The organism is Bifidobacterium moukalabense DSM 27321 (assembly GCF_000522505.1).
Classification (GTDB): domain Bacteria; phylum Actinomycetota; class Actinomycetes; order Actinomycetales; family Bifidobacteriaceae; genus Bifidobacterium; species Bifidobacterium moukalabense.
This window is the reverse complement of record NZ_AZMV01000007.1, coordinates 441,812-466,479: the sequence shown is the minus strand read 5'-3', so window position 1 is coordinate 466,479 and position 24,668 is coordinate 441,812. Positions and strand designations below refer to the sequence as shown.

Sequence of the window (24,668 nt, the reverse complement as noted above, 5' to 3'; positions counted from 1 at the left end):
ATAGTTCGGGGCCACCTTGTTCACCAGAGCGCTCAGTGCCTTGACGGTCGCCTCGGCGGCACCGTCGATCGAGGCCACGCCCAGTTCGGAGCTGATGTCCATCAGCAGCTGGTTACGGCGGGAGGAAACGCCATTGGTCAGGGTGTCGGTGGTATCGGAATCACCGATCTGATCCGGGCGCACCTTGGCGGAATAGGCCAGCAGCATGGCGATCGCATCGGCGGCCTTGAACGGGATGTCGGCCACTGCCGCACCGGACGGGGCTCCGGCGGGAACCGACGGAGCGGCTGCAACCGGGACGGACGCAGTGGCGGCGACCGGGGCGGAATCCTGCACGGAGGCCCCGGCGATGGCGGAATCATCGGCATCCTCTTGCGGCACCAGCGAATCGGAATCGGTCATGTACACACGGCCCTCGTCACGACCGACGTTATAGACGGTCACGTCACGACCGGAGAACTGCGGCAGTCGCAGGGTCTTGGCTCCAAGATTGGCGAGCGTCGGGGCGTTGCCGAGGCCTACTTCGACATATTCCTCGATGCCGCAGCCACCCTGCTCCGCGGAGGAGAACAGCAGGTGCTGCGTCTCGATCCAACGCACCGGCGAGGCGAACTGCCACGACAGCAGTTCGGTGAGCAGCAGTCGGCCAAGCTTCTGATCGTCTTCGGCATAGGAATCCCACACCTGCGGATCGTCGAGCGCGGCCTTGATCCGTTCGGACGGCACGACCTCGAGAATCCTGGCCGCAAAATCCCTCGTCATCTCGAACGGAGCGGCGACCAGATTCGGAATATAGCGACCGACCAGTCGGCCACGATAGTCGATATGGGCCGGCAGCAGTGCGTCGAGTTTGTCACGGAACTCCGGCACGCCCTTGCGCAGCAGCGTGGAATGGAACGGCACGTCGATGCCCGGCACCAGCATGAACGCCGGCTTGCCGCCATATTCGGCGACGCGGCGTGCGGCATCGGCCTTCAGCGCCTTCAGGCCGGCGATCGTACCGGCCACGGCGTACTGCTGCCCGGCAAGGTTGTAGTTCACGATCTCAAGGAACTCGCCGGAGGCTTTCGCGATGGATTCGACGTACTCGCGCACGCCGTCATCGCCCACGCCGAATTGGTTCGGACGAAGCGCGCCCATGCGGTAGTTGGAGCGGCCTTTCTCATCACGCGGGATGAGATGATGCATGGTGGAACCGCGGTGGAAGACGAGCTCAAGCACGGTCTCCAGCGGGATCACGTTCGCGAAGGAGCTCAACGCATTGTATTCGCCCAACGAATGGCCGGCGAAATAGGCGGGCCAGATATCGGCGCCAGCCTCGCGCAGCCGTGCGGTCTGGGCGAAGGCCACGGTGGCGAGCGCCACCTGGGTGAATTGGGTGAGGTTGAGCAGACCTTCCGGATGACGGTAGGTCACACCGTTGGCGGTCAGCTCCTTCGGATTATCGCGCACGACGGCGAGGATCGAGAAGCCGAGCCTGTCGCGGGTGAGCCTGTCCGCACGCTCCCACACATCGCGGGCCGCCGGCGATTTGGCGCGCTCGTCGAGTACCATGCCCTGCTTCTGGATGCCCTGGCCTGGGTAGACGAAGGCCGACTTCGGCGCGCGCACGATCGCGGTCGCACGGGAGACGATGTTGCCGTCGATGCGGCTGGTCACCTCCAGCACCATGCCGGAATGGGCCACACGGCCCACACGTTCGATGGAAATCTCCACCTCGTCGTCGAGCTGCACCATGCCGTACATGTTGTAGGTCCAGCCGGCGATCTCGTAATGCGCGCCCTTGCCGTCGAGCGCCTGCACCGCATGCTGTGCGGTCGCGGACAGCCACATGCCATGCACCAGCGGAGCCGCAAGGCCGGATACTGCCGCGCCCCGGTGGGAGGTGTGGATCGGGTTGAAATCGCCGGAGGTGCGTGCGAAGGCGGTCATCTCATGAGGGGCGGTCACCTTGACGCGGCGCAGCAGGCGACGCGGGGTGCTTTCGATTTCGGCGTCGATGCCGCCGTACTCCGGCGCTTCCGGCGGCAATGCGTCGGAGTATGCGCGGCCGCGGATGGCGAAACGTTCGGTTTCGTTGGCCAGCAGGGTGCCGTCTTCGGCGGTATGGGTGACGTGGATGGTCACGACGCGGCCGGAGGCGGATTCGAAGTAGTCCTCGGCCCAGCTGGTGAGGGCGATCGTTTCACCGGTGTGGTCGAGGAGCTCGTTGTCGTTCACCTCGAGTTCCACGAGATGGTCGAGATGCACGGCATTGAGCAGGCCTTCGATGACCGGGAAGCCCTTGACGTACACGGAGCCGAGGGCCGCGTAGATGGCCGGCCATGCGGGTCCGACGAGTGCGTCGGGGGCGATGCGGGACGGTACGAGGTCATTCGGCAGCGCACCGCCGGTGGCCGCCTCATGGTCGAAGCCGAGGTTGGCCGACAGCGTATAGGTGGTGTGCGCCTCGCCGAATGGCCGGTCCGCATCGGAGGGGCCGTCGACGATCCGCGGCATGGCGGTGAGCCGGTCTCCGGTGATGGCGGTGTTGCCGATGCCGGCGGTGTCGGCAAGCATGCGGTACACGTGTTCCGGCAGGCGATCCCGGTCCACGACCGGGAACAGGCCGGATTCGGTGCCGTCGACGTTGAGCGGGATCACGATGTCACGCACGGCGTGCTTGGATGCGCCGCCATCCGGATCATGGTCCCAATAGGTGTCAAGATGGATGTCAAGATCGTACCGCTCGACGTTGCCGTCCGTACCGATCCTGCGGATCTCGTAGTCGGCATCGCCATTGCCGGTGCCGTATGCCGGATTGGCCATGAGATGGCCGACCCAGTAGATGTTCGGCGACTTGCGGATGAACTCCTCGGCGCTGGCCGCGGCGCCCAACTGCGCGAAGGCATTGAGGTCCTTCGACCCGCCGTCCGCAGCGACGCGACGCACCATGGCCGATTCGAATCGGCCGAGGATGTCGGCCACCGGCTCATCGACGGTGGTGATGCCGGCAACGGAAATCGGTCCCGGAATGATACGCACCGAATCGGCGGAGTAGCGGGAATCCTCCGACTGCCACAGCTGATCCTGACCCCACCAACGCAACAGTTCGTTGTCGATGACCGGTACGAACGGCATGGGCTTCGGGTATTCACGAACAAGGGTCGGGAACCAGGCCTCATCCATCGGGGTGACGGTCAGCTCGCTGGCCTGCGGATAGGTTCCGGCCAACTTGGCGATGGCGACGTGCGGATCGGCTTCCACGTCGGCACGCGAGGCGAACAGCGACATGAATTCGCCGCTTTCCTGTTCGGTGACACGCGCCTCGATACGCTGCAGCAGGTGCAGGAATCGGTCGGCATAGGTCTCGTCGGCCCACGGGAAGGCGAGGTCCGCGAAACGCTGGGCCCACCCAAGGTAGGTCATGCTCTTCAGATCGCCGAAATATGGCTTGGCGGTGGCGTTCAGTGCTTCGATGATCTCCTCGCGGCGGCTTTCCAGCTCCTCCGGATGCTTCATGACGCGTACCAGCAGACGGCCGCAACGGGCGGATGAGTTCTCAAGCTCGTAGATGTCGGCATGCAGGTGGCTCAGGCCGGAAGTCACGCCACCCAATGCCTGACCGCTCGGTACCCACTGCTCGCCGAGCGGGGCGAACGGATCGTTGGCGGCGCCCTTGGCTTCGATGCCCGGGGTGTTGACGAGCATCCGCTTGACTTCCGCACTGGTGTGGGCTTCCCTTGCGGTCATGACGGCGGTGCCGACGAGCACGCCGTCGACCGGCATAAGCGGGCGGCCGTATTCGGCGGACCATTCGCCGGTGATGTAGTCGGCGCCGCGTTCCGGCGTACCGATGCCGCCGCCTGCCACGAGCACCAGATTGGCCTGCTCACGCACTTCGGCATAGGTGCTCAGCAGCAGATTGTCGAGGGACTCCCAGGAATGGTGCCCGCCCGCGGAACCGCCTTCGACCTCGATGAGCACCTTGGTGGGTGCCACCGCCTTGGCGATGCGGACGACCTGGCGGATCTGGTCGACGGTGCCCGGTTTGAAGCTCACATATGGGAAGCCGTCGGCGTTGAGGGTATGGATGAGTTCCACTGCCTCATCGAATTCGGGAATGCCGGCGGAGATGACCACGCCGTCGATCGGAGTGCCGCTGGCACGCTTCTTCGGTACGATGCGCTGGGAGCCGAACTGTAGGTTCCACAGATAGCGGTCCATGAACATGGCGTTGAATTCGACGGTGCGTCCTTCCTCGAGTTCCTCCTCGAGTTTGGCCACATGGCGGTCGAATACGCTGGCGGTCACCTGCCCACCGCCGGCAAGTTCGGCCCAATATCCGGCATTGGCCGCCGCGGCGACGATTTCCGGCTCCACGGTGGTCGGGGTCATGCCGGCGAGCAGCACCGGGGCCTTGCCGGTGAGTTCGGTGAACGCGGTGCGTACCTTGTCGCCGGCGGCGGTGTGGATGATGCTCGGCGCGAAACGGGCCCAGTTCTGGGTGCGCTCCGGTGAGGTCTCCAATGTGGACAGCGCACCGCGATCAGCCGTGGTGGAGGCTTCCACCACGCCGACGCCCGTCCCCTGGGCCACGGTGGAGAACAGTTTGCCCACGGTGGTGCCCGGGCCGAAGTCCAGCACCCACAGGGCACTTGGATCGGTGGACTGCATCAAGGCGCTCACGCGGGCGGCCCAATCCACATGATTGAACAGCACTTCGGCGGCGAGCTCACGGGCATGCTCGGCATCGATGCCGCAGGATTCCGCCCATGAAACGGCCTGTGAAACAGCGTCGGCCATCAGCGGGCTGTGGAATGGCAGGGTCACGTCGAGGTATTCGAGCACCGGACCGAACACACGGCCACCGCGCACCTTCTCCTCGCGCAGCTTGGCCTGGCGCTTATGCTCCTTGGCGACTTCCACGCCGAATGCGGCGAGGTCTTCGGGATAGCCGGAAAGCACGTAATGCGTGGCGGAATTGGTCACGGCCACGGCGATCGGGCCGCAGGCGCCGGGAACGCGTGCGATCAGCGCGTCCACTTGGGCGCGGGTGATGTCCTTGACCGACAGCATCGGGGTCGCCTCGCCATGGCGGGAGGCGAGGCCCAGTTGACGGGCCTGACGGGTTCCGGCAACGCCGATCAGCGTGGCGATCGCAAGAATCTCATCAATCTGCGCAGCGGCGGCCTCGATGGAACCGGCCTGTTCGATGGCCTGGACCATATGTACGGCAAGCACGCCCTGTGAGTGGCCGAGCACTGCGATCGGCTTGGCCTTGGCCGGATTGTAGCCAAGTTCGGCGGCGTCGATCAGCGCGCCCAGCTGGGTAAGCGCGATACCCGGAACGCTGGCCGCGGCGGCACCGGCGGCACCGAGACGAGCCGGATTCGCCTCGAAGCCGAACAGGTCGACCGGGCGGCCCGTGGTGGCCAGCAGATCGGCGGCCACCGGGTAGAGCAGGGCCTGCGCCGCATCGACATGAGCATGCAGCTCGTCGTCGAGCACCGGATTGGCGCTCTGGTCGGCGAGTGCCACCGGCCACGGCGTGGACTGGCCGGCGAAGGCGAGCGCGTGCGGCTCACTGTTCAGTCGATCGAGAAAAAAGGCGTTCATGATATTCCTCACTTCTATTCCAAAATCTTCGTTGGCTCTCCCCTATCGAGGGGGAGCATTGCAGGGGTCAGAGCGGCTGGTTGCCGTGATGTTTGGTGGTTTTGCGGCTACGTTTCTTGCTGGCGAGCAGTTGCAACGCGTCGACGATGGTCTCGCGGGTCTGCTCGGGATCGATCATCGCGTCGATCTCGCCCATTTCCAGCGACAGGTTCGCATTGACGGTGGTACGTTCGTATTCGGCCGTGTATCTGGCCCGGAGCGCCTCCACGTCCTTGCCGGAATCCTTGGCCTTCTGCAGATCCTTGCGGTGGATGATGTTCACCGCACCCGTGGCGCCGAGTACCGCTATCTGGCTGGACGGCCACGCGTAGTTGAGATCCGCGCCGATCGACTTGGAACCCATCACGATGTAGGCGCCGCCGAAGGCCTTGCGAAGAATCACGGTGACAAGCGGTACCTGCGCATTGGCGTAGGCGTAGATCACCTTCGCGCCACGGCGGATGATGCCCGCATGCTCCTGCTGCGCACCCGGCTTATAGCCCGGCGTATCCACGAACGTGATGACCGGCAGGTTGAACGAGTCGCACAAACGCACGAATCGCGCCACCTTTTCGGAGGAGTCCACGTCGAGAATGCCCGCGTTGACGTTCGGCTGGTTGGCCACGATTCCCACCGGATGCCCGTCGATGCAGGCGAAGCCGACCACCGCGGAACAGGCGAACAGCTCATGCACCTGCACGAATTCGCCGTAGTCCACGACGCAGCGGATCACATCGAGCACATCGTAGGGCTGCCGATCGTTCTCCGGCACGACATCGGCAAGCCTCCTGGCCACGTCCCGGTCGGCCCGGGTCGCCGCATACGCGTAGGTCGGCGGCTTGAGATCGCAGTTCGACGGCAGGTAGGCGAGTACCGTACGCGCATAGTCGATCGCGTCGGCCTCATCCTCGCCCAGATAGTGGGCCACGCCGGAGGTGGTGTTGTGTACGTGGCCTCCGCCCAGATCCTCCATGCTGATCACCTCGCCGGTGGCCGCCTTGACCACATCCGGACCGGTGACGAACATGTTGGAGTTCTCGCGGGTCATGATGATCAGATCGGTCAGCGCCGGGCAGTATACGGCGCCACCGGCGCAGGGGCCGAGAATCAGCGAAAGCTGCGGTACGAATCCGCTTGCCTCGCAGGTCTTCGTGAACAGGTGGCCGTATTGCGTCAGCGCGGCCACCCCCTCCTGGATGCGTGCGCCGCCGGAGTCGATCAACGCGATGATCGGCACCTTGAGATTCAGCGCCTGGTCCATCAGCCGGCAGATCTTACGGCCTTCGGCCACGCCCAACGTGCCGCCTTTGACGGAGAAGTCCTGCGCATAGACGGCCACCTTACGGCCATGGACCTCGCCAAAGCCGGTGATGACGGCCGCTCCCGCACGGCCTCCGTTGATGTCGCCGCCGCGGAATCTGCCGATCTCTTCGAACGTGCCTGTATCGAGCAGCAGGTCGAGACGCTCGCGCGCGGTGAGCTTGCCTTTGACATGCTGGCGGTCGCGGGCGTGATCCTCCGCCTCGTGCGCGAGTTGCGCGGCACGCAGCACCGCCGGACGGATCGGTTGCGAGCCCTCGACATGGTCCACGGCATCCTGCACGGCCGCGCTGGTGAGAATATCGGTCATTGTTCGGCCCCCTCGCCTTTGGATTCGAAGGCGGCGCCCGCCACATTGATGGTGAGCAGCGTCTCCCCCGCCTCAACGCCGTTGGCCGGGCCGACGAAGATCTTCGCGACCGTGCCCTTGACCGGTGCGTACACGTAGTTCTCCATCTTCATGGATTCGAGCACCACCAGCAGATCGCCCTTGGCGACCTCCTGGCCTTCGGCCACATTGATCCGCGTGACCACGGCCTGCATCGGCGAGGCGATGATGCCGGACTGGCCCTCGTTCGCCGGCTGGCCCTGCCTGGTATGGTGCAGTCCCTGCCCACGCAATGGCTGGATGGCGCGCTTGGCGTCGCGGGCCTTGGCCGAACCGGTCAGGTTCGCCACGATGTCGGTCGGCACCGTCAACGACACCCTGTGGTTGTTGACCTCGATCACGAAGGTCTCGCTGGATTCGGGATTCCTGCCTTCATCGGCCGCTCCGCTCAGCGACGCAGGCTGACCGCCGTGCGATGAGGCGGCTTCCTTGTTGAGATACTTGCGTTCCAGCCACTTTGTGCTCACGTCGTATTCGACACCGTGCTCGGCGGTGAACTCGTCGTCGTTGAAGATCCGTTCGAACAGGCTGACCGGCGTCGGCACGCCCTCGATTCTCAGCTCCTCCAGCGCACGGCGCACACGGGCCACGGCGTTCGCGCGATCGGAGGCGGTGACGACGAGCTTGCCCATCATCGAATCGAATTTCGGCGAGATGGTGTCGCCTTCAAGCACGCCGGAATCCACGCGGATCCCCGGGCCGGACGGCCAACGCAACGCGGTGAGCGTGCCGGAGCTCGGCGTCAGGTTCTTCGCCGGATCCTCGCAGGTGAGGCGCAGTTCGAAGCTGTGCCCGCGAATCGGATGCTCCGTCGTCAGCTCGCCGCCGTTTGCAATCGTCAACTGCTCACGCACCAGATCGAGCCCGCACACCTCTTCACTGACGGTATGCTCGACCTGCAGACGCGGGTTGACCTCCAGGAAGTACACCTTGCCCTGCTCGGTCACCATGAATTCGCAGGTGCCCAGGCCCACATAGTCCACGGCCTCGAACAGGTTGCGGGAATAACGGGCAAGCTGCTCCGTCACGTAATCGGGCAGGAACGGCGCCGGCGCCTCCTCGACCAGCTTCTGGTTGCGGCGCTGCACGGAGCAGTCGCGCGTGGAGTACACGGTGAAGTTGCCATGCGTATCGCGGCCGCACTGCGTCTCCACATGACGGCCCTTGTCGATGAAGCGCTCCACGAAGTATTCGTTCAGATCGCCGCCCTGCAATGCATCATGATTCATATAGAATCCGCGCAGCTCATCATCGTTGCGCACCAGCGTGATGCCGCGTCCGCCGCCGCCGTCGGTGCGTTTGAGCATCAGCGGATAGCCGTGCGTATGCGCGAAATCGAGCAGCAGCCGCATGTCGGAGATCGACTGCGAGATACCCGGCACCGGCGGCACCTTGGCGAAGGTCGCCACCCGCCGTGCGGTGATCTTGTCTCCCAGATCGACCAGCGCCTTCGGATTCGGGCCGATCCACGTCGCACCGGCGTCGATCACCTTCTGCGCGAAGCCCGCCACCTCGGAGAGGAAACCATAGCCCGGATGCACCGCATCGGCACCGCTGCGACGCAGGATGTCGATGAGCAGATCCTCGTTGAGATACGTGTCCTTGTAGGTGTCGCCCGACAGCAGATACGCGTCATCGGCCATCCGCACATACTGTGCATGACGGTCCTGTTCGGCATACACCGCCACCGTGGAAATTCCCATTTCACGGGCGGTGCGCACTACACGCAGCGCAATCTCTCCACGATTGGCCACCAAGAGTGTGTTGACGTTTTTAGGCATGTTGTCAACAATGCTCGCTTTTGCGGTTGCGCGGAAACTCGTTTTCCACAAAAGTGACGCAATCTTTTTGTAAGGCTCCACAAACGTAGTCGTAACCGCATTTTTCTACGATTAAGCCCGTCAGTTGACAAATCGCGTCTTTTCATCACTTCTCCAGGGAGATTTCATGCATCACGCAATCCTTACCGTCAAATCGTTGTCCAACGGCAAATTCGGCTCCATGCTCAAGCCGGTACTGTTCGCCATCCTGCTATGGGTTGCCTCCGCTGCCGGCGAGATTCCGATTCCCGGCACCCCGGTTCCGATCACCCTGCAGACCTTTGTGGTCATGCTCGCCGCCCTCATGCTGCCCTGGCGCCAGGCCGGCGCGGCCATCACCCTGTACCTGACCGCCGGTGCCCTCGGATTGCCGGTGTTCGCGGGCGGCGCCTCCACCATGGCGCTGATCGGACCGAGCGCCGGATTCCTGTTCGGCTTCCTGCCCGCCGCCGCCGTCACCTCACTGCTCAAGGGCAAGGCGCATACCGACTCGCTCAAGGGCGGCATGCTGACCGCGGCACGTTATTTCGGCGCGGCCCTGGTGGGATGTATCGCCGTGGACTATCTGTTCGGATTCGTCATTCAGTCCGCCATCACGGGCGCATCCCTGCCGGTCGTGGCGCTCGCCTCCACGGGCTTCGTCGTCGGAGACGTGATCAAGGCCGCCGTCGCTTCGGCGATAGTCGCCGGATTGGCGAAGCTTCAATAGGCGGAGTAAGGGCCGGCTTGGTTGGACCTATGCGTCCATGACCACGCCGGCCCTGCCTCGCTGTGGGGGCACGTGCCTTCCTACCGATCGGACCGCTGGCCTTGGAGGACGCCCACATCGGCGGTGGTGACCCGATGGAGCGCCCCGGATCGGTCCCGCAGGGTGAGCGAGGCGTCAGGGTTAAGGGATATCGCCTGGCCCTGAAGGGTGGAGCCGTCGGTGAAATGGGCTTCGCAGGGCTTGCCTAGGGTCCAGCAGACCACGTTCATGGCTTCCAGGCAGCGCCTAGCCTCACGCTGGGGGTCAGTCTCGAAGTCGGCGAGCCGTATCCTGAGGCTTTGTGCGATGCGGGCGGCCAGTTCGTCCCGTAAGGCGGTGGGGTCGGGCAGATCGTCCGTGAACATCTGCAGGGAGATCGAATTCCCGGTGGGCAGGCGGTCGGCCGGAACGTTGAGGTTCAGGCCGATGCCGAGCACGATCGCCGCGTGGTCGCCGCAATCGGGGATCGGCACCATCTCGGCGAGAATGCCTCCCAGCTTCCTGCCGTTGGCAAAGACGTCATTCGGCCATTTAAGCCGCGGTTCGGCGCTCCGGTTCGGGCAGGCCTCACGGATCGCCTCCAGCACGGCCAGACCGGCACTCATCTGCAGCCAGCCATTGATCGATGCGTCACGCACGATCGACGTGGGCACGCTCACCACGAAGCTGACGGTGAACGATTCCCCCGCCTCGCTTGTCCACTGATGGTCGAGACGACCACGCCCGGCGGTCTGCTCATCGGCGCACACCACGGCGATCTCGCCATCATCACGCCGATCGGCGTACAGTTCCCCGGAACGCACCAGATCGGCGGCATAGGTGTTGGTGGAGCCCACCGAATCCAAGGAGAACACGCGATCGGCCGCGACGCAGGTGCGCGGCATCGTCAGCGCAGAATCCATCAATCTCATCCAGTACCCCCTCAAGGACCATCAGGAGCCGACTGATACCGCCGCATGCCGTTGGCGACGCGATTCGCGCCAGAACTGCAGGCAGAGGAATCCGAACACGAGGACGACGGGCAGCATGTGACGCTCGAAGTTGTTCGCCGGCGCGGTGATCATCACGCCCATGAGCAACAGCAATGGCAAGTGCCACGACAGCGAGCGCCATCGGCGCAGCACCACCTCGGCCGCGCCGATCAGCAGGGTCAACGTCACATACAGATTCCCGTGCGTCAACCAGCCAAGCACCGGTATCTTTCCCCATTTCTTGGCGAAACCGGCCACCTTGTCGCGCCATTCGTGGTTGTACAGGTGAATCCAGTCGTTATCTTCCTGCACATAATCGTTGTTCACGTAGTAATCCATCGATACGTATGGCAGGTCGGCCACATCGAAATAGCCGAAGCATTCGGCGAAAAAGGCGTCAAGTGCGATCACCGGATTCGCCTTGACGATCTCCCACCATGCCTTGTTGAAGTTCTCCATGTCTTCTTTGGTGACGGTGCGCCACTTATAGCTCACCTTCTTGGATTGGATGCCGGAGGATTTCACCGGATCGGCGTCCTGCTGGTAATAGGCGTCGGCCATCTGGTCGAGGTTGAAGACCGGCTCGAGTTTCTTGGCCGCGTCCTCCGGAATGCCTTGGGGATTGTACTTCGCCACGCGCGCGATCTGCTGCAGCTGGATGCCCCGGCTCTCGATGGGGTCGCCGCTGATGATCGCGCCGGAATCCGCAAGGAATACGATGCCGCCGTGGATGATGACCGTCGGTAGCAATAGGGTGACCAGATAGGTTTTCCAGCGCTTGCGGTCATTCAACAACGCCAGGATCAGCGCCAGCGCGATGATGTACCAGGCGTATTTCGCGCTGATCAGCATCACCACGCTCGACATGAAGAATGCGAGCATGGAACGCTTGCGCAGGCGCGTCGGCTTGCCGTTGATGGTCGGCAACGCCTTGATATGCGTCATATGCAGCTCGTACCACACGCCGAACCACCATACGAACGCGAAGGCGAACAACGGCGACTTGGTCAGTGAGATCGTGGAGAACACGGCCAGCGGGCACACCATGAAGAACAGCAGCACCGCGAAGCGCGTCTTCGCCCCGGCACGCAGACGGGAAGGACGTGCGACCATGCCGGCTTCCGGATGCATGAAATCACGCTGGATCCAACAGTCATGCCGTTCCGGATGGGAGAAATCGAAGGATCCGACGCCGAGTCTGCGCCAGGGCAGGTTGAAGAAACGATTTGCGGTGGCGGCACAGCAGAAGGCGGCGAACAGCCACTGCAGCGCCGCCAGCACCACGATGCCCGCATCATTGGAATCGGTGAAGTAGCGGGAGATCATGGCCACGGCACCGTAGAACACCGTCAGCACGATGTTGTGCTGGTCGGTCAGGTAGGTCGGGTTCGCGGGCCACATGTAGTGCGCGGTCGGGTAGATGTCCATCGGCACGAACGAGAAGAAACCGATGTACGGCTGTTTGAGTCCGGTCCACTGATTCCAGGCCCAGCTGAATTCACGGATCTGCGAGCGGATGTCGGCGCCATACGCGGCCAGCAATGTGGTCGGAATCCACAGCCAGCCGATCACGAACACCAGCATGAGCTTCCACCAACAGTCGGTGCAACGTATCAGCTTGCGCCCGATCCAGATGATCACGGCATGCACGGCGCGTCCCGGACGGCTATACGCGGCATGGTGCACATGCTTCAGCAGAATGCCGAGGATGGTGGTCGGCGTGCCTTCGACCTCCTCACGCAACCGTTCGTGCCGTCGTATGAAATATCGCGGCAGCACGTGCCGACCCAGTCCGAATCTGACCAACCCCACGACGATGGCGAAAAACACGGCGAAGGAAAGCGCCAGAATCAGCATGTTGGTCCAGCCGAAGCCGTCCAATCCCACGTTGTACCAATACAGCGGCCCAATGGCACAGCACCATGCCAGCCAAAGACATGCCAGCACGGCCAGCGTCCAGCGGCACACGCCGGAGAGCCGTTCGCCATGGCTCCTGGTTTTTCGCACTTCGGTCATATCCGGCATATTACCGTCATGGCCCGAATGCGCGGTACACCCGTAGTTCGCTTCGCGCCACCCGCCGCGATTCGTGGCGGCACAGACTAGACTTGACGAGTATGAATTCCGATCAGGCTGACATCCTTGACCTGCTGGCAGGTCATACCGACGACTCCACCATCGAACGTCTCGCATTCGAATGCCTGATGAGCGGTATCGCCGACGACCGCGTCACCTCCTTGCTGAATGTGCTTGCATGGCGTGGCGCGTTCGATTGCTTCGCCATCGGCGGCGTGCCGGCATCCAATCCGATGGCCGCATCGTTGGCCGCCCGCAAAGCCGTGCGCGACTTGGGCGGCGAGAACGCGATCGTCGGCACATACGGCAATTTTCTGCTGATACTGGTACGGCAGATCGGTGCCGCCACTGCGGAAGTCACCTGCACTGCGGTGATGCCGGCGCTTGCCGAAACCGACCCCGTATATCTGAGTCCGGTACGTTCCGGCGTCGCCGGCGCTTCGCACGCCCTGCGGGAGACGCTCTTCTCGCTGCAGGCGGCCCCGGCCCTGTCCACGCAGTCGCGCCCGCTCCGTGCGGACGAACTGCTGCCGGAACGCGCGTTGCTGGGCGATGACTATGCCCGTGAAGAGCTGTATCGGAACGTATATCGGGTGCTACGCGGCGACAATCCCGATGATCCGACCTATCTGACCGTCTCCACATTTCTCAGGTATGGCAGTTCGCTGGAGAATACCGCCAAGGAACTCAACGTGCATCCGAATACGGTGCGCTACCGTCTGAGGCGGGCCGCGGAGACCACCGGCTGGGATGCCACCGATCCACGCGACGCCTATGTGCTCACCACCGCACTCGCCATCGGCCGCATGCGCGAGCGATGAAACGCGTGTGACGCCTATGTGCTCGCATATGACGGGACCCGCCCTACCGAATCGGCAGGGCGGGTCCCGTCAGTCGTTGGCTGCAGCCAGGCGTGCGATCAGGCGAGAATCGCCGGATCGACCGGAACGCCCGGGTTCATCGTGGAGGTGATGGTCGCCTTGGTGACATAGCGACCCTTCACGGTGGACGGCTTCAGACGCTTGACTTCGTCGGCAATGGCCTTGAAGTTCTCTTCCAGAGCCTGCTCGGTGAAGGAGAGCTTGCCGATGAGGAAGCTCAGGTTGCCGTTCTTGTCGACGCGGAAGTCGACCTTGCCGCCCTTGATGTCCTTGATGGCCTTGGTGACGTCCATGGTCACGGTGCCGGTCTTCGGGTTCGGCATCAGGCCACGCGGACCGAGCACGCGGCCGAGACGGCCGACCTTGCCCATCATGTCCGGGGTGGCCACGACGGAATCGAAGTCAAGGAAGCCGCCGGCGACCTTCTCGACGAGATCGTCGTCGCCGACGATGTCGGCGCCGGCCTCGAGAGCCTCGGTGGCCTTCGGGCCACGGGCGAACACGAGGACTTTGGCGGTCTTACCGGTGCCGTTCGGCAGATTCACGGAACCACGGACCAGCTGGTCGGCCTTACGCGGATCCACGTTCAGGCGCAGCACGGCCTCAACGGTCTGGTCGAACTTGAACTCCGGCATGCTCTTGAGGAGAGCGATGGCTTCGTTGGCGGTGTAAAGGTTGTTGCGATCGATCTTTTCAGCCGCTTCGCGATACTTCTTGGAACGCTTTACCATTTGTCCTTCTCCTCTCAGTCGGTAACCGTGATACCCATCGAGCGGGCGGTGCCCTCGATGATCTTCATGCCGGCTTCGACGTCGCGTGCAGACAGATCGGCCATCTTGATTTCGGCGATCTCACGGACCTGAGCCTTGGTGACGGAGCCGACCTTGTGGGTCAGCGGGTTCTCGGTACCCTTCTGGATGCCCGCGGCCTTCTTCAGCAGGGCTGCCGCCGGCGGGGTCTTCAGGATGAAGGTGAAGGAACGATCTTCGTAGACGGTGATCTCAACAGGGATGACCTGACCCATCTTGTCCTGCGTCTGGGCATTGTATGCCTTGCAGAAGTCCATGATGTTCACGCCATGGGAGCCCAGAGCCGGACCCAGCGGCGGGGCCGGATTGGCCTTGCCAGCCTGAATCTGGAGCTTGATCAGCGCCGAGACTTTCTTCTTAGGAGCCATTGTATGGTTCTTCTTTCTATGAAGCGGTGTTAACGGCACCGGAATTGGCTTCCCGCAACCGGTTCCTTCCGCAACGTATATTGCTGTGCTGTGCTAGCGGGTTCCGAGCTCGTTTCGGGCATACGAAACCCTCCAGACACAAGCTTTCCTATTATGCATGCCCGTCACGACATTGCGCGAACGCACGGAAGCATACGCAAAAGCCCCGCATTGCCGCGGGGCTTGAAGTTTCGGATCCCTAGGGATTCATTCCTGAACACTCACAATGCGGAAAAGCGCTCCGCAACGGAATCTCAGGCGAGTTTCTCGACCTGGTTGAAGCCAAGCTCCACCGGCGTATCGCGGCCGAAAATGGACACGAGCACGGTGAGCTTCTGGGTGGTCGGTTCCACGTCGGAGACGACGGCGGCCATGGTGGTGAACGGGCCATCGGTGACGGTGACCTGATCGCCGACGGCGTAGGAGACCTCGAGGGTGCGCTTCTTGGCCGCGGCCGGCTTATCACCGGCCTTCTTGAGCGCTTCGGAGGCGATCATCGGGGCCATCATGGACACGACTTCCTTGCGCGACAACGGCGCGGGCTCCTTGGTGGGGCCGACGAAGCCGGTGACGCCTTCGGTCTCGCGTACGATGCGGCGGGCGTTCTCGTCCGGAAGCATGCGAATCAGCACATAGCCGGGAACGCGCACGCGGGTGATGACCTTCTTGCCCTTTTCGGTGTGCTTCTCGACCTCTTCCATCGGCACCTCAATCTGGAAGATCTTGTCTTCCAAACCGAAACTGGCCACACGGGACTCGACGTTGGTCTTCACGCGCTTCTCGTAGCCGGAATAGGTGTGCAGCACGTACCACTTGCCTTCAAGGGTGCGCAGATTCTTCGAGAACTCCTCGACCGCCTTGGTGCCGGCATCCTGCTCATCCTGTTCGGATTCCGCATCCTGCTCGGATTCAGCGACGGCATCGGCAGAGGTTTCGGCTTCGACCTGCTCGGCGTCCTCCTCGGCGGCCGGTTCCCCGGCAGCCTCCGCCGCCTCGGTCTCCGGCAACGCCTCAACGGCGGCCACGGCCTCTTCGGTAGCCTCGGGAGCCTCGTCGAGGTTGTCGAAAATCACTTCGTCAGTCATGCACTTTCACCTTCACGTGTCTGTCAGCCGAAGATCCACAACGTGAGTTTGCCCAGACCGAAGTCCATGCCGGTGACCAGTGCCATCAGGAACAGCACGAAGATAAACACGGCGAGGGCCCAGAAGAACAGCTCTTTGCTGGTCGGGGTCACTACCTTGCGGAGTTCGTCGATGATCTGTTTGATGAACAAACCAATGCGCATGAAGATATTCGGCTTGACGGCCTTTTCGCGTTTGCTTGCCTTCGCCATTATGATCCTCCGCTTGGCTTGTCGTAAGAAGCTTGGCAGGGAAGGCGGGACTCGAACCCACAACCTACGGTTTTGGAGACCGTTGCGCTACCAATTGCGCCACTTCCCTAGGTGTACTCTGCCGTTTCTACTTGCTGGCGAGGATTTTGTGCGAAAAACCGCGCAAGAAGTAAGCGGCAAAACCGCCAAGTTGAAATAGTAGCGGGTAATTGCGACTTCGTCCAATCGTTTTTCCATCTACAGTCGCAAAACCGCCATTTTCCAACGGAAAAAGATTCGCACCCCGGCATGTCACCGAGATGCGAATCCATATGTTCAGTCGGCGCGATGCCGGGCTGTGCGCTTCACGCCTGCGTCCATGCCTTCATGCGCTTCATGCCTTCAATGAGGTCGTTGTCGGCCAAGGCATAGGAGAATCGCAGATAGCCGGGGGCTCCGAACGCCTCACCCGGCACGGCGGCGACATGGCCTTCGTCGAGCAGGGCCGCAGCCAGTTCGGAGGTGTTGGCGAACACGGTCTCGTTCGGACCGATCGGCCTGTTCAGCAAGGCGGTCACATCGGCGAACGCATAGAATGCGCCCGTCGGGGTCGGGCAGTGCACGCCTTCGATGTCGTTCAACGCGGCCACGATGGTCCGGCGGCGCTTGTCGAAGGCGGCACGCATGTCATAGACGGCGTCAAGTGGACCGGAAACGGCTTCGATGGCGGCACGCTGGGAGATGTTGTTCACGTTGGAGGTCATGTGGCCCTGCAGCTTGGAAGCGGCCTTGGCCACCTCCGCCGGGGCGACCATCCAGCCGACGCGCCAGCCCGGCATGGCATAGGTCTTGGCCACGCCATTGAGCACAAGCAGCTGGTCGCGCACGGCCGGCACCGCGGCGCCGATGTACGTGGTCTTCGCATCGTCGTAGTTGAGATGTTCGTAGATCTCGTCGGCGATGACCCACACATGATGCTCCACGGCCCATTCGCCGATGGCCTTGACGGTCTCCGGCTTCCATACGGCACCCGTCGGATTGTTCGGCGTGGTCACGATGATGGCCTTGGTACGCTCGGTACGTGCCGCTTCGATGGCGTCGATGTCCGGTTCGAAGTTGCAATCGGCGCCGGCGAACACCTCGACCGGCACGCCGCCGGCCAGCTTCACGGCTTCCGGATAGCTGGTCCAGTACGGGGTCGGGATGATGACCTCGTCGCCCTCGTTGAGCAGAATCTGGAAGGATTCGTAGACGGCCTGCTTGCCACCGTTGGTCACGACGACCTGGCTCGGGTCGACCTCGTAACCGGAGTCGCGCAACACCTTGCCGGCGATCGCCTCACGTAGTTCCGGCAAGCCTGCGGTCGGCGTGTAGCGGTAGTTCCTGGGATCGCGCACCGCGGCGGCCGCGGCCGCGACGATCGGTGCGGGAGTCGGGAAGTTCGGTTCGCCTGCACCGAACCCGATGACGTCGACTCCGGCGGCCTTCATTGCCTTTGCCTTGGAATCGACGGCCAGGGTAGCGCTCGGAGCCACGTGATTGATACGGTCGGAAAGAGTCTGCCAGTCAGCCATAGTCATGCTTGTCATGCTAGACCCGCCACACGAAAAACGAAACCCCCGCGACACACGTTATGGGAAGGGCCGTAACGATGCGTCCGGTGGGAACCGGCATCAGACCAGGACCAGGTTGTCGCGATGCACCAGCGGGTGGGCATATTCCTCGCCGAGGAATCGCCTGAGCTGGGCCGTATTGCGGCCGAGCATCTGCGGAATCTCTTCGGAATCGAAGCCCGCCAGCCCTTTGGCCAGATGGTTGCCGGCCTCGTCGTCGATCCATACGGCGTCTCCGGCGGCGAACTCGCCTTTGACCTCCACCACGCCTGCGGCGAGCAGACTGGCCGCTCCCCCACGCACGGCGGCCGCGGCACCCGCATCAGCCACCAACGTGCCGAATGGATGGGCCGCGAAGCCGATCCACAGCCGGCGTGAGGACCCACGGTCGTGAATCGGCGCGAATGCGGTGCCCACCGGATCGCCCATCATGGCAGGCCCGGCGTTCGCGGCGCAGGTGAGCACGGACGGAATACCCGACACCGCGGCCACACGCGCGGCCTCCATTTTGGTGACCATGCCACCGGTGCCGACGTTCGAGCCGGTGCCGCCGACCTGCACCCTTTCCAGGGCGGTCTCCACATTCGGCACATACGCGATGCGCCTTGACCCCGGCTCATTCGGTGGTGCGGTGTACAGCGCATCCACATCGGTGAGCAGCACCAGAGCGTCAGCGACCACGATATTGGCGATCAACGCGGAGAGCCTGTCGTTGTCACCGAAACGGATCTCGTTGGAGGCCAGGGAATCGTTTTCGTTGATGATCGGCACCGCGCCCAGGTCGAGCAGCCGTTCCAGCGTTCGGCGCACATTGCGGTACTGCTGCGGGGCGATTGTGTCGGAGACGGTGATGAGGATCTGCCCGACACGCAGACCATATTGTGCGAAGGCCGCCTCGTATTGCGCCATCAGGAGTCCTTGCCCCACAGCCGCGCAGGCCTGCTGGTCCGCCACGTCGGTCGGACGTGCATCGAAACCCAACGAGCCGAAACCGGCGGCGATGGCGCCGGAGGAGACAAGTACCACGCGCCCTCCCATCAGCCGCACCCGTGCCAAGGCCGCCACCAGGGCGTTCAACCGTTCCGGATCGAGGTGGCCGCTCGGTTCGGTCAACGAACTGGATCCCACTTTCACCACGATGGTCTGTGCCTCTGCGATGGCTCTGCGCACCTGCGTCTGCGATGGCGTGTTCATAAAATCCCTCCCGGCGTTCGGTCCGGCTCCCTGAAAACCATTGAAAAGCCCGCCAACATGCCATCGGCACATCAGCGGGCTTCGTCGGCCGCCTTACTTCTCCTCGTCGTCCGTGTCGACGGACTCGCCGCGTCCGAACAGGCTGTTCTCGTCGTGACGGTCGTCATCCACGGACGGGTCGGCCCAGTGGCCGGCCGCGCGTTCGGCCATCATGGCCTCGCGCACCGCCTGGCGGGCGTCCATCATCTCATGGTATTGACGGCGGCGTTCGGAGTTCGTACGACGCTGCGTCCGACCGTTCTCCTGCAGTCGCAGATCCACGCCCCGGGCGCCCAGTTGCGCGCCATCAAGCATTTCGGCACCGGCCGCAATGGTCGGATCCCAGTCGAATTCCACCGCACGATCGCCTCGGCCGATGCGTACCTCATCACCTGGCTTGGCGCCCTTGCGGCGCAGCTCGTCCTCCACACCCAGCCTGGCTAGGCGGTCGGCGAGGTAGCCCACGGCCTCGTCATTGTCGAAGTTGGTCTGCATGACCCAACGTTCCGGCTTGGCGCCGAGCACTTCGTACCAGACATCGCCGTTGCCGGATTCCTTACGCTCAACGGTGAATTCGAGGGCGTTGCCGCCTTCGTCATTACGGCGGCGGCGGTTCTTCGGCTCCTCAAGCGGCTTGATGACCACACGGGCCTCTTCCTCGACCTGCTCGCGTTTGGCGACTTCCTTACGCATGTCGGCCACCAGAGCGGCCAAAGCCCAGTTGAGCTCCTTCAGACCTTCGTGCGAGGCGGTGGAGATGATGAAGACCTTCAGCCCAAGCGCTTCGAATTCCGGCTTGACGAATTCGGCCAATTCCTTGGCTTCCGGCATGTCGACCTTGTTGAGGATGACGATGCGTGGACGTTCCGGAATCGGAATCGCCCCCAACGGCAGTTCCAGTTTGTCGGCGTATTCGGCCAACTCATGTTCCAGCGCGCGGTAGTCGCTCATCGGGTCGCGGTCAGGTTCAAGCGTTGCGCAATCGATGACATGCGCGATGATTTCCGTACGCTCGATGTGGCGTAGAAATTCCAGGCCAAGGCCCTTGCCTTGTGAGGCGCCCGGAATCAGACCGGGCACGTCGGCGATGGTGTAGCGCGAGTCGCCGGCCATGACCACGCCGAGATTCGGCACCAGTGTGGTGAACGGATAGTCGGCGATCTTCGGTTTGGCGGAGCTCATCGCGGCGATGAGGCTGGATTTGCCTGCGGACGGGAAGCCTACGAGCGCCACGTCGGCGATGGACTTGAGCTCCAGGATCACGTCGCGCTCCTCACCCGGCTCGCCCAGCAGCGCGAAGCCCGGGGCGCGACGGGTGCGATTGGCCAGCGCCGCGTTGCCAAGTCCGCCGTTACCGCCCGCGGCGGCCACATACCGGTCGCCCACGTGCCGCAGATCGGCGAGCTGCTCACCCGGATGCTTGCGTGCGCCCTGCGGGCCCTTGGCCTCGAAGATCACGGTGCCTACGGGCACGGGCAGAATCAGGTCGGCCCCCTTGGAACCGTCCTTCGTGTCGCCCAGGCCCATGGTGCCGCTGCCCGCCTCACGATGTGGCATGAAACGATAGTCAAGCAAGCTGTTGGCGTTCTGGTCGGCCAGAAAGATCACGGAACCGCCGTCGCCGCCGTTGCCGCCGTTCGGGCCTGCCAACGGCTTGTACTTTTCCCTACGGATGCCGGCGGAACCGTTGCCGCCGTCGCCGCCCTTGACATGGACGGTCACGCGATCGACAAAATCACTCATGTATCTACTTTCGTTGTTGCGCGGGACAGGGTTGGCAAGGAAAAAGAAAAGCCGCGTCCACACGGGCGCGGCTTCCTAAAGCGTTAATTGCGCGTATCTCAGGCGGCAATCACGTCGACGACCTTGCGGTCACGGCGCACGCCGAACTTCACGCTGCCGTCCTTGAGGGCGAACAGGGTGTGGTCCTTGCCCATGCCGACGTTCTCGCCCGGGTGGAACTTGGTGCCACGCTGACGAACGATGATGTTGCCGGCCACGACGGCTTCGCCGCCGAACTTCTTCACACCGAGGTATTGCGCGTTTGAATCGCGACCGTTGCGCGAGCTGGAAGCGCCCTTCTTATGTGCCATGTCTGTTCCTTTCGGTCCTTGACTCCAACCTCTGCGGCAATCAGGCGATAGCCGTGATCTTGACAGCGGTCAGCTGCTGGCGATGGCCCTTGCGACGAGCAACGCCGGTCTTGTTCTTGTACTTCATGATGTTGATCTTCGGGCCCTTGGCCTCGTCGTTGACGACCTCAGCCTTGACGCTGAGCTTGGCGAGATCCTTGGCACCGAGGATGACGTTGGCGCCATCCACAACGAGGGCAACCGGGAACTCCACGGTTTCGCCCTTCTGAGCCTTGAGACGGTTGACGAGGATGACGTCACCGACCTCGACCTTTTCCTGATGGCCGCCGGCCTTCACAATCGCGTACATATCCGTTCCTTTATTGACTTGGAAAGCTTACTGCCCGGCACGTTCGAGCCTCGCGGCCAGACACCAGCAATCTAATTTACACAGACCCGCGTACAACCGCAAGTCCGCCCCCGGCGTGTCAGGTTGACATACCGGCGTAATCACTTATTCTTCGCCCACTTCCGCATTATTCGCGGCCACGGCGGCCGCTGCGATCTGCGCGAGTTTGGCCTTCACGTCCGGCGAGGAACCCTTCGGCACCTGCACATCCGTTCCATGCCCATGCTTGTTGGTCTTGACGAACGGATCGCCGCCCTTCAAGGCATATGGGTCGTCGTAATCGGCGGACACGGTCGGCTCATCGTGAAGGATGAAGCCACGGCCCTTGCAGGTCGGGCATTCCTCGGAGAACGCCTCGACCAGTCCCTGGCCGATGCGCTTTCGGGTCATCTGCACCAGGCCCAGCGAGGTGACCTCAGCCACCTGATGCTTGGTGCGGTCGCGGGCCAGGCATTCGACCAGCCTGCGCAGCACCAGATCACGGTTGGCCGGCATGACCATGTCGACGAAGTCGATCATCACCATGCCGCCGATGTCACGCAGACGCAGCTGGCGCGCGATCTCCTCGGACGCCTCGAGGTTGCAGCGCGTGACCGTCTCCTCAAGGCTCTTGCCGCGACCGATGAAGCGGCCCGTATTCACGTCGATGGTGGTCATGGCCTCGGTACGGTCGATCACGATCGAGCCACCGGACGGCAGGTAGACCTGGCGCTCCATGCCCTTCCTGAGCTGGGAGTCGATCTGCCACTTGTCGAACACGTCCTTGCCCTCATGCTCGGCCGGATCCCACTTCTCGAGCTTGTCCTTCAGATCGGGGGCCATGGTGTCGAGATATTCCTCGATACGGCCGTACACACGGTCGCCCTCGACGATCATCTTGCCGAAATCGTCATTGAAGATGTCACGTACCACGCGGATGGCCACATCCGGCTCGCCCTGCAGCAGTTTCGGACGCTTGCCGTGCAGGAACTCGTCGCGCTTGGCGCTGATGCGCTCCCACTGACGGACCAGGTTTTCCAGATCCTTGGTGATGGCCTCCTCGGAAGCGCCTTCGGCCGCGGTGCGGATGATCACGCCCATATCCTTCGGAGCGATCTTCGAAACGATGCCCTTGAGACGGGAACGTTCACGCTCGCTGAGCTTGCGGCTCACGCCGGTCATGCCGCCGGACGGCACGAGCACCAGGAAACGGCCGGCCAGCGTGACCTGCGAGGTCAGGCGCGCGCCCTTATGCCCGATCGGATCCTTGGTCACCTGCACCAGCACCGGATCACCCGACTTGAACGCAAGTTCGATGCGGCGCGGCTGGCCCTCCAGGCGGGCGGAGTCCCAGTTCACCTCGCCGGCGTACAACACGCCGTTGCGGGCCTGGCCGATGTCGACGAACGCGGCCTCCATGCTCGGCAGCACGTTCTGCACGCGGCCGAGATAGATGTTGCCAACGGTCGCGACCTCCTGAATGTCGGAGACGTAATGCTCCACCAGCACGTTGTCCTCGATCACGGAGATCTGCGTATGGCGCTCACGCTCACGCACCACCATCAGACGGTCCACATGCTCGCGACGTGCCAGGAAATCCTGCTCCATGAGCTGGCTCTGACGGCTACGCTCACGACGGTTGTCGCGACGACGCTGCTTCTTGGCCTCAAGGCGCGTGGAGCCTTCCACATCGGTGATCTCGTCGATGTACTGCTGCTTGCGGGAACGGCGGACCAGCGGCTCCTCGGCCTCCTCGGACTTCGCCCCACCACGGCGGCGGCGACGGCGACGGGTGACGGAACCCTCCTCGTCGTCATCCTCATCACGGCCACGACGGCGCGTGCCCGACTGCCCGTCCGAGCCCTGCTGCTCGTCGGTCTCATCGTGATTGCCCCGCGAACGGCGGCGACGGCGGGTGCGCGTCGGAGTCTCGTCATCGTCATCCTTGCCATTGCGCGATTCGTCGTCGATCGGAGCGTAGGTGATGCCATCCAGCACCAGATCCTCTTCGATCTGCTCGACCTCCGCCGCAGCACGACGTTCCTGTGCGTTCAGACGACGCGAACGGCGGGAGCGATGGGACGAACCCTCCTCCTCATCCTCCGAAACGTCATTGCGATCAGTGCGATTGCCCTCATCGCGGCGGTTCCGCTCGTCCTGCTCGGCATCGCGGGAACGGCGGCGACGGCGGCGCGGCGAACGCTCCTCCTGGGAATCCACGGCCTCATCCGCATCGCCGGAATCATCCGAATCCGCTTCCTCGCGAGAGGCGGAGACGACGGGCAACACCGGCTCCTGGAACAGCAACGACGTCATCGGACGCGAACCACGACGCGGCGCATGGCCCTCCGGCAGCATCTCAACGGCATCCAGCGCACGCTCGTCGGTCGATTCCTCATCATGACCGTCACGATCGCCATACCCACCACGCGAGTCATGGAACTCCACGTCGGCGGAGGCGCGACGGCGGCCGCGCGTGCGGCGGACCGGACGATCGTCGTCATCCTCATCATCCGCGGCACGACGGCGACGGCGCGGAGCCTCGTAATCATCACGATCATCGTCATCATCCGCACGTCGACGACGAGCCGGACGGGACTCGGGTTCATCCTCGACGTCCGCGGCACGACGGCGGCGGCGAACCGGACGCGCCGGTTCGGCCTCGTTCCCCGAATCGGCGGACCCGTCCTGCGACTGGGCCTCCGGCAGCTTCGGCTCCTCGAACAACAGGGCCGGGGCATGCTCCTCGACCTTCAGCTCAAGCGAAGCACCCGCAGCCCCGACGCCACGCACCACACGGCGGCCGCCACGACGGCGACGCGGAGTCGAAACGGCGGGATCCACATTTGCTGACACTACGGCTTCGACCTCATCGAAGCCCTCATTGGTATTACTGGGCACTATGCTCCTTGCGACACGCTGCAATCGCATCGCCTGCTTACACGGCCTCATACGGTTCTCACGTCACGCTCTCACCGTGACCGCGCATC

At 63.3% G+C, this 24,668-nt stretch carries 16 protein-coding genes, 1 tRNA gene and 1 pseudogene; 2 read left to right on the top strand and 16 right to left on the bottom strand.

Going from position 1 to position 24,668, the window contains the following annotated elements:
- Positions 1–371 precede the first annotated feature (371 nt).
- From BMOU_RS11850 to BMOU_RS08165, 3 genes and pseudogenes are all read right to left on the bottom strand, one after another.
- Positions 372–5,598, bottom strand: a pseudogene (locus tag BMOU_RS11850) (fatty acid synthase subunit beta domain-containing protein); the annotation flags it as partial.
- A gap of 67 nt (positions 5,599–5,665) precedes the next feature.
- Positions 5,666–7,267 carry an acyl-CoA carboxylase subunit beta gene (locus BMOU_RS08170; RefSeq protein WP_034876575.1) on the bottom strand — a complete coding sequence of 534 codons (1,602 nt, stop codon included), beginning with the start codon at positions 7,265–7,267 and terminating at the stop codon, positions 5,666–5,668.
- The gene (locus BMOU_RS08165; protein WP_034876573.1) at positions 7,264–9,126 is read right to left on the bottom strand and encodes an ATP-binding protein; all 1,863 of its coding nucleotides are present in this window, start codon (positions 9,124–9,126) and stop codon (positions 7,264–7,266) included. Before BMOU_RS08165 ends, BMOU_RS08170 begins: the two co-directional genes overlap by 4 nt.
- 166 nt (positions 9,127–9,292) lie before the next feature.
- Here BMOU_RS08165 and BMOU_RS08160 point away from each other — a divergent pair, with 166 nt between their 5' ends.
- On the top strand, positions 9,293–9,874 hold the full coding sequence (locus BMOU_RS08160; protein WP_034876571.1) for a biotin transporter BioY: 582 nt from the start codon (positions 9,293–9,295) through the stop codon (positions 9,872–9,874).
- Between the two features lie 80 nt (positions 9,875–9,954).
- On the opposite strand, the gene BMOU_RS08155 is transcribed toward BMOU_RS08160, so the two are convergent.
- Both BMOU_RS08155 and BMOU_RS08150 read right to left on the bottom strand, forming a co-directional pair.
- A complete protein-coding gene (locus BMOU_RS08155; protein ID WP_034876569.1) occupies positions 9,955–10,824 on the bottom strand; it encodes a biotin--[acetyl-CoA-carboxylase] ligase in 870 nt (289 codons plus the stop codon).
- Positions 10,825–10,845: 21 nt separating this feature from the next.
- Positions 10,846–12,909: a DUF6020 family protein gene (locus BMOU_RS08150; RefSeq protein WP_034876568.1), complete on the bottom strand. Its 2,064-nt coding sequence runs from the start codon at positions 12,907–12,909 to the stop codon at positions 10,846–10,848.
- 92 nt (positions 12,910–13,001) lie between these two features.
- On the opposite strand from BMOU_RS08150, the gene BMOU_RS08145 reads away from it, so the two are divergent.
- Positions 13,002–13,781 (top strand): PucR family transcriptional regulator, encoded by a 780-nt coding sequence (locus tag BMOU_RS08145; protein ID WP_034876567.1) that lies wholly within the window; start codon positions 13,002–13,004, stop codon positions 13,779–13,781.
- A gap of 98 nt (positions 13,782–13,879) precedes the next feature.
- Here BMOU_RS08145 and rplA read toward each other — a convergent pair whose 3' ends face one another.
- The 11 genes from rplA to BMOU_RS08090 form a co-directional block, all read right to left on the bottom strand.
- The gene (rplA, locus tag BMOU_RS08140; protein WP_034876561.1) at positions 13,880–14,572 is read right to left on the bottom strand and encodes a 50S ribosomal protein L1; all 693 of its coding nucleotides are present in this window, start codon (positions 14,570–14,572) and stop codon (positions 13,880–13,882) included.
- Between the two features lie 14 nt (positions 14,573–14,586).
- The gene (rplK, locus tag BMOU_RS08135; RefSeq protein WP_012901861.1) at positions 14,587–15,018 is read right to left on the bottom strand and encodes a 50S ribosomal protein L11; all 432 of its coding nucleotides are present in this window, start codon (positions 15,016–15,018) and stop codon (positions 14,587–14,589) included.
- Between the two features lie 293 nt (positions 15,019–15,311).
- Positions 15,312–16,142 (bottom strand): transcription termination/antitermination protein NusG, encoded by an 831-nt coding sequence (gene nusG / locus BMOU_RS08130; RefSeq protein WP_034876557.1) that lies wholly within the window; start codon positions 16,140–16,142, stop codon positions 15,312–15,314.
- 23 nt (positions 16,143–16,165) lie between these two features.
- Positions 16,166–16,393, bottom strand: coding sequence for a preprotein translocase subunit SecE (gene secE / locus BMOU_RS08125; RefSeq protein WP_034876555.1), 228 nt, complete (start codon positions 16,391–16,393; stop codon positions 16,166–16,168).
- A gap of 33 nt (positions 16,394–16,426) precedes the next feature.
- Positions 16,427–16,502, bottom strand: a tRNA-Trp gene (locus BMOU_RS08120).
- Positions 16,503–16,737: 235 nt separating this feature from the next.
- Positions 16,738–17,946, bottom strand: coding sequence for a pyridoxal phosphate-dependent aminotransferase (locus BMOU_RS08115; protein WP_171001994.1), 1,209 nt, complete (start codon positions 17,944–17,946; stop codon positions 16,738–16,740).
- Positions 17,947–18,045: 99 nt separating this feature from the next.
- Positions 18,046–19,179, bottom strand: coding sequence for a glutamate 5-kinase (proB, locus tag BMOU_RS08110; RefSeq protein ID WP_034876551.1), 1,134 nt, complete (start codon positions 19,177–19,179; stop codon positions 18,046–18,048).
- 93 nt (positions 19,180–19,272) lie between these two features.
- A complete protein-coding gene (gene obgE / locus BMOU_RS08105; RefSeq protein ID WP_034876549.1) occupies positions 19,273–20,961 on the bottom strand; it encodes a GTPase ObgE in 1,689 nt (562 codons plus the stop codon).
- Positions 20,962–21,059: 98 nt separating this feature from the next.
- A complete protein-coding gene (gene rpmA, locus BMOU_RS08100; RefSeq protein WP_003807757.1) occupies positions 21,060–21,311 on the bottom strand; it encodes a 50S ribosomal protein L27 in 252 nt (83 codons plus the stop codon).
- A 40-nt stretch (positions 21,312–21,351) separates the two neighbouring features.
- Entirely contained in the window at positions 21,352–21,660 is a 309-nt protein-coding gene (gene rplU / locus BMOU_RS08095) for a 50S ribosomal protein L21 (protein ID WP_034876548.1), read from the bottom strand.
- A 144-nt stretch (positions 21,661–21,804) separates the two neighbouring features.
- A complete protein-coding gene (locus BMOU_RS08090) occupies positions 21,805–24,609 on the bottom strand; it encodes an Rne/Rng family ribonuclease (RefSeq protein WP_034876547.1) in 2,805 nt (934 codons plus the stop codon).
- Positions 24,610–24,668 lie beyond the last annotated feature (59 nt).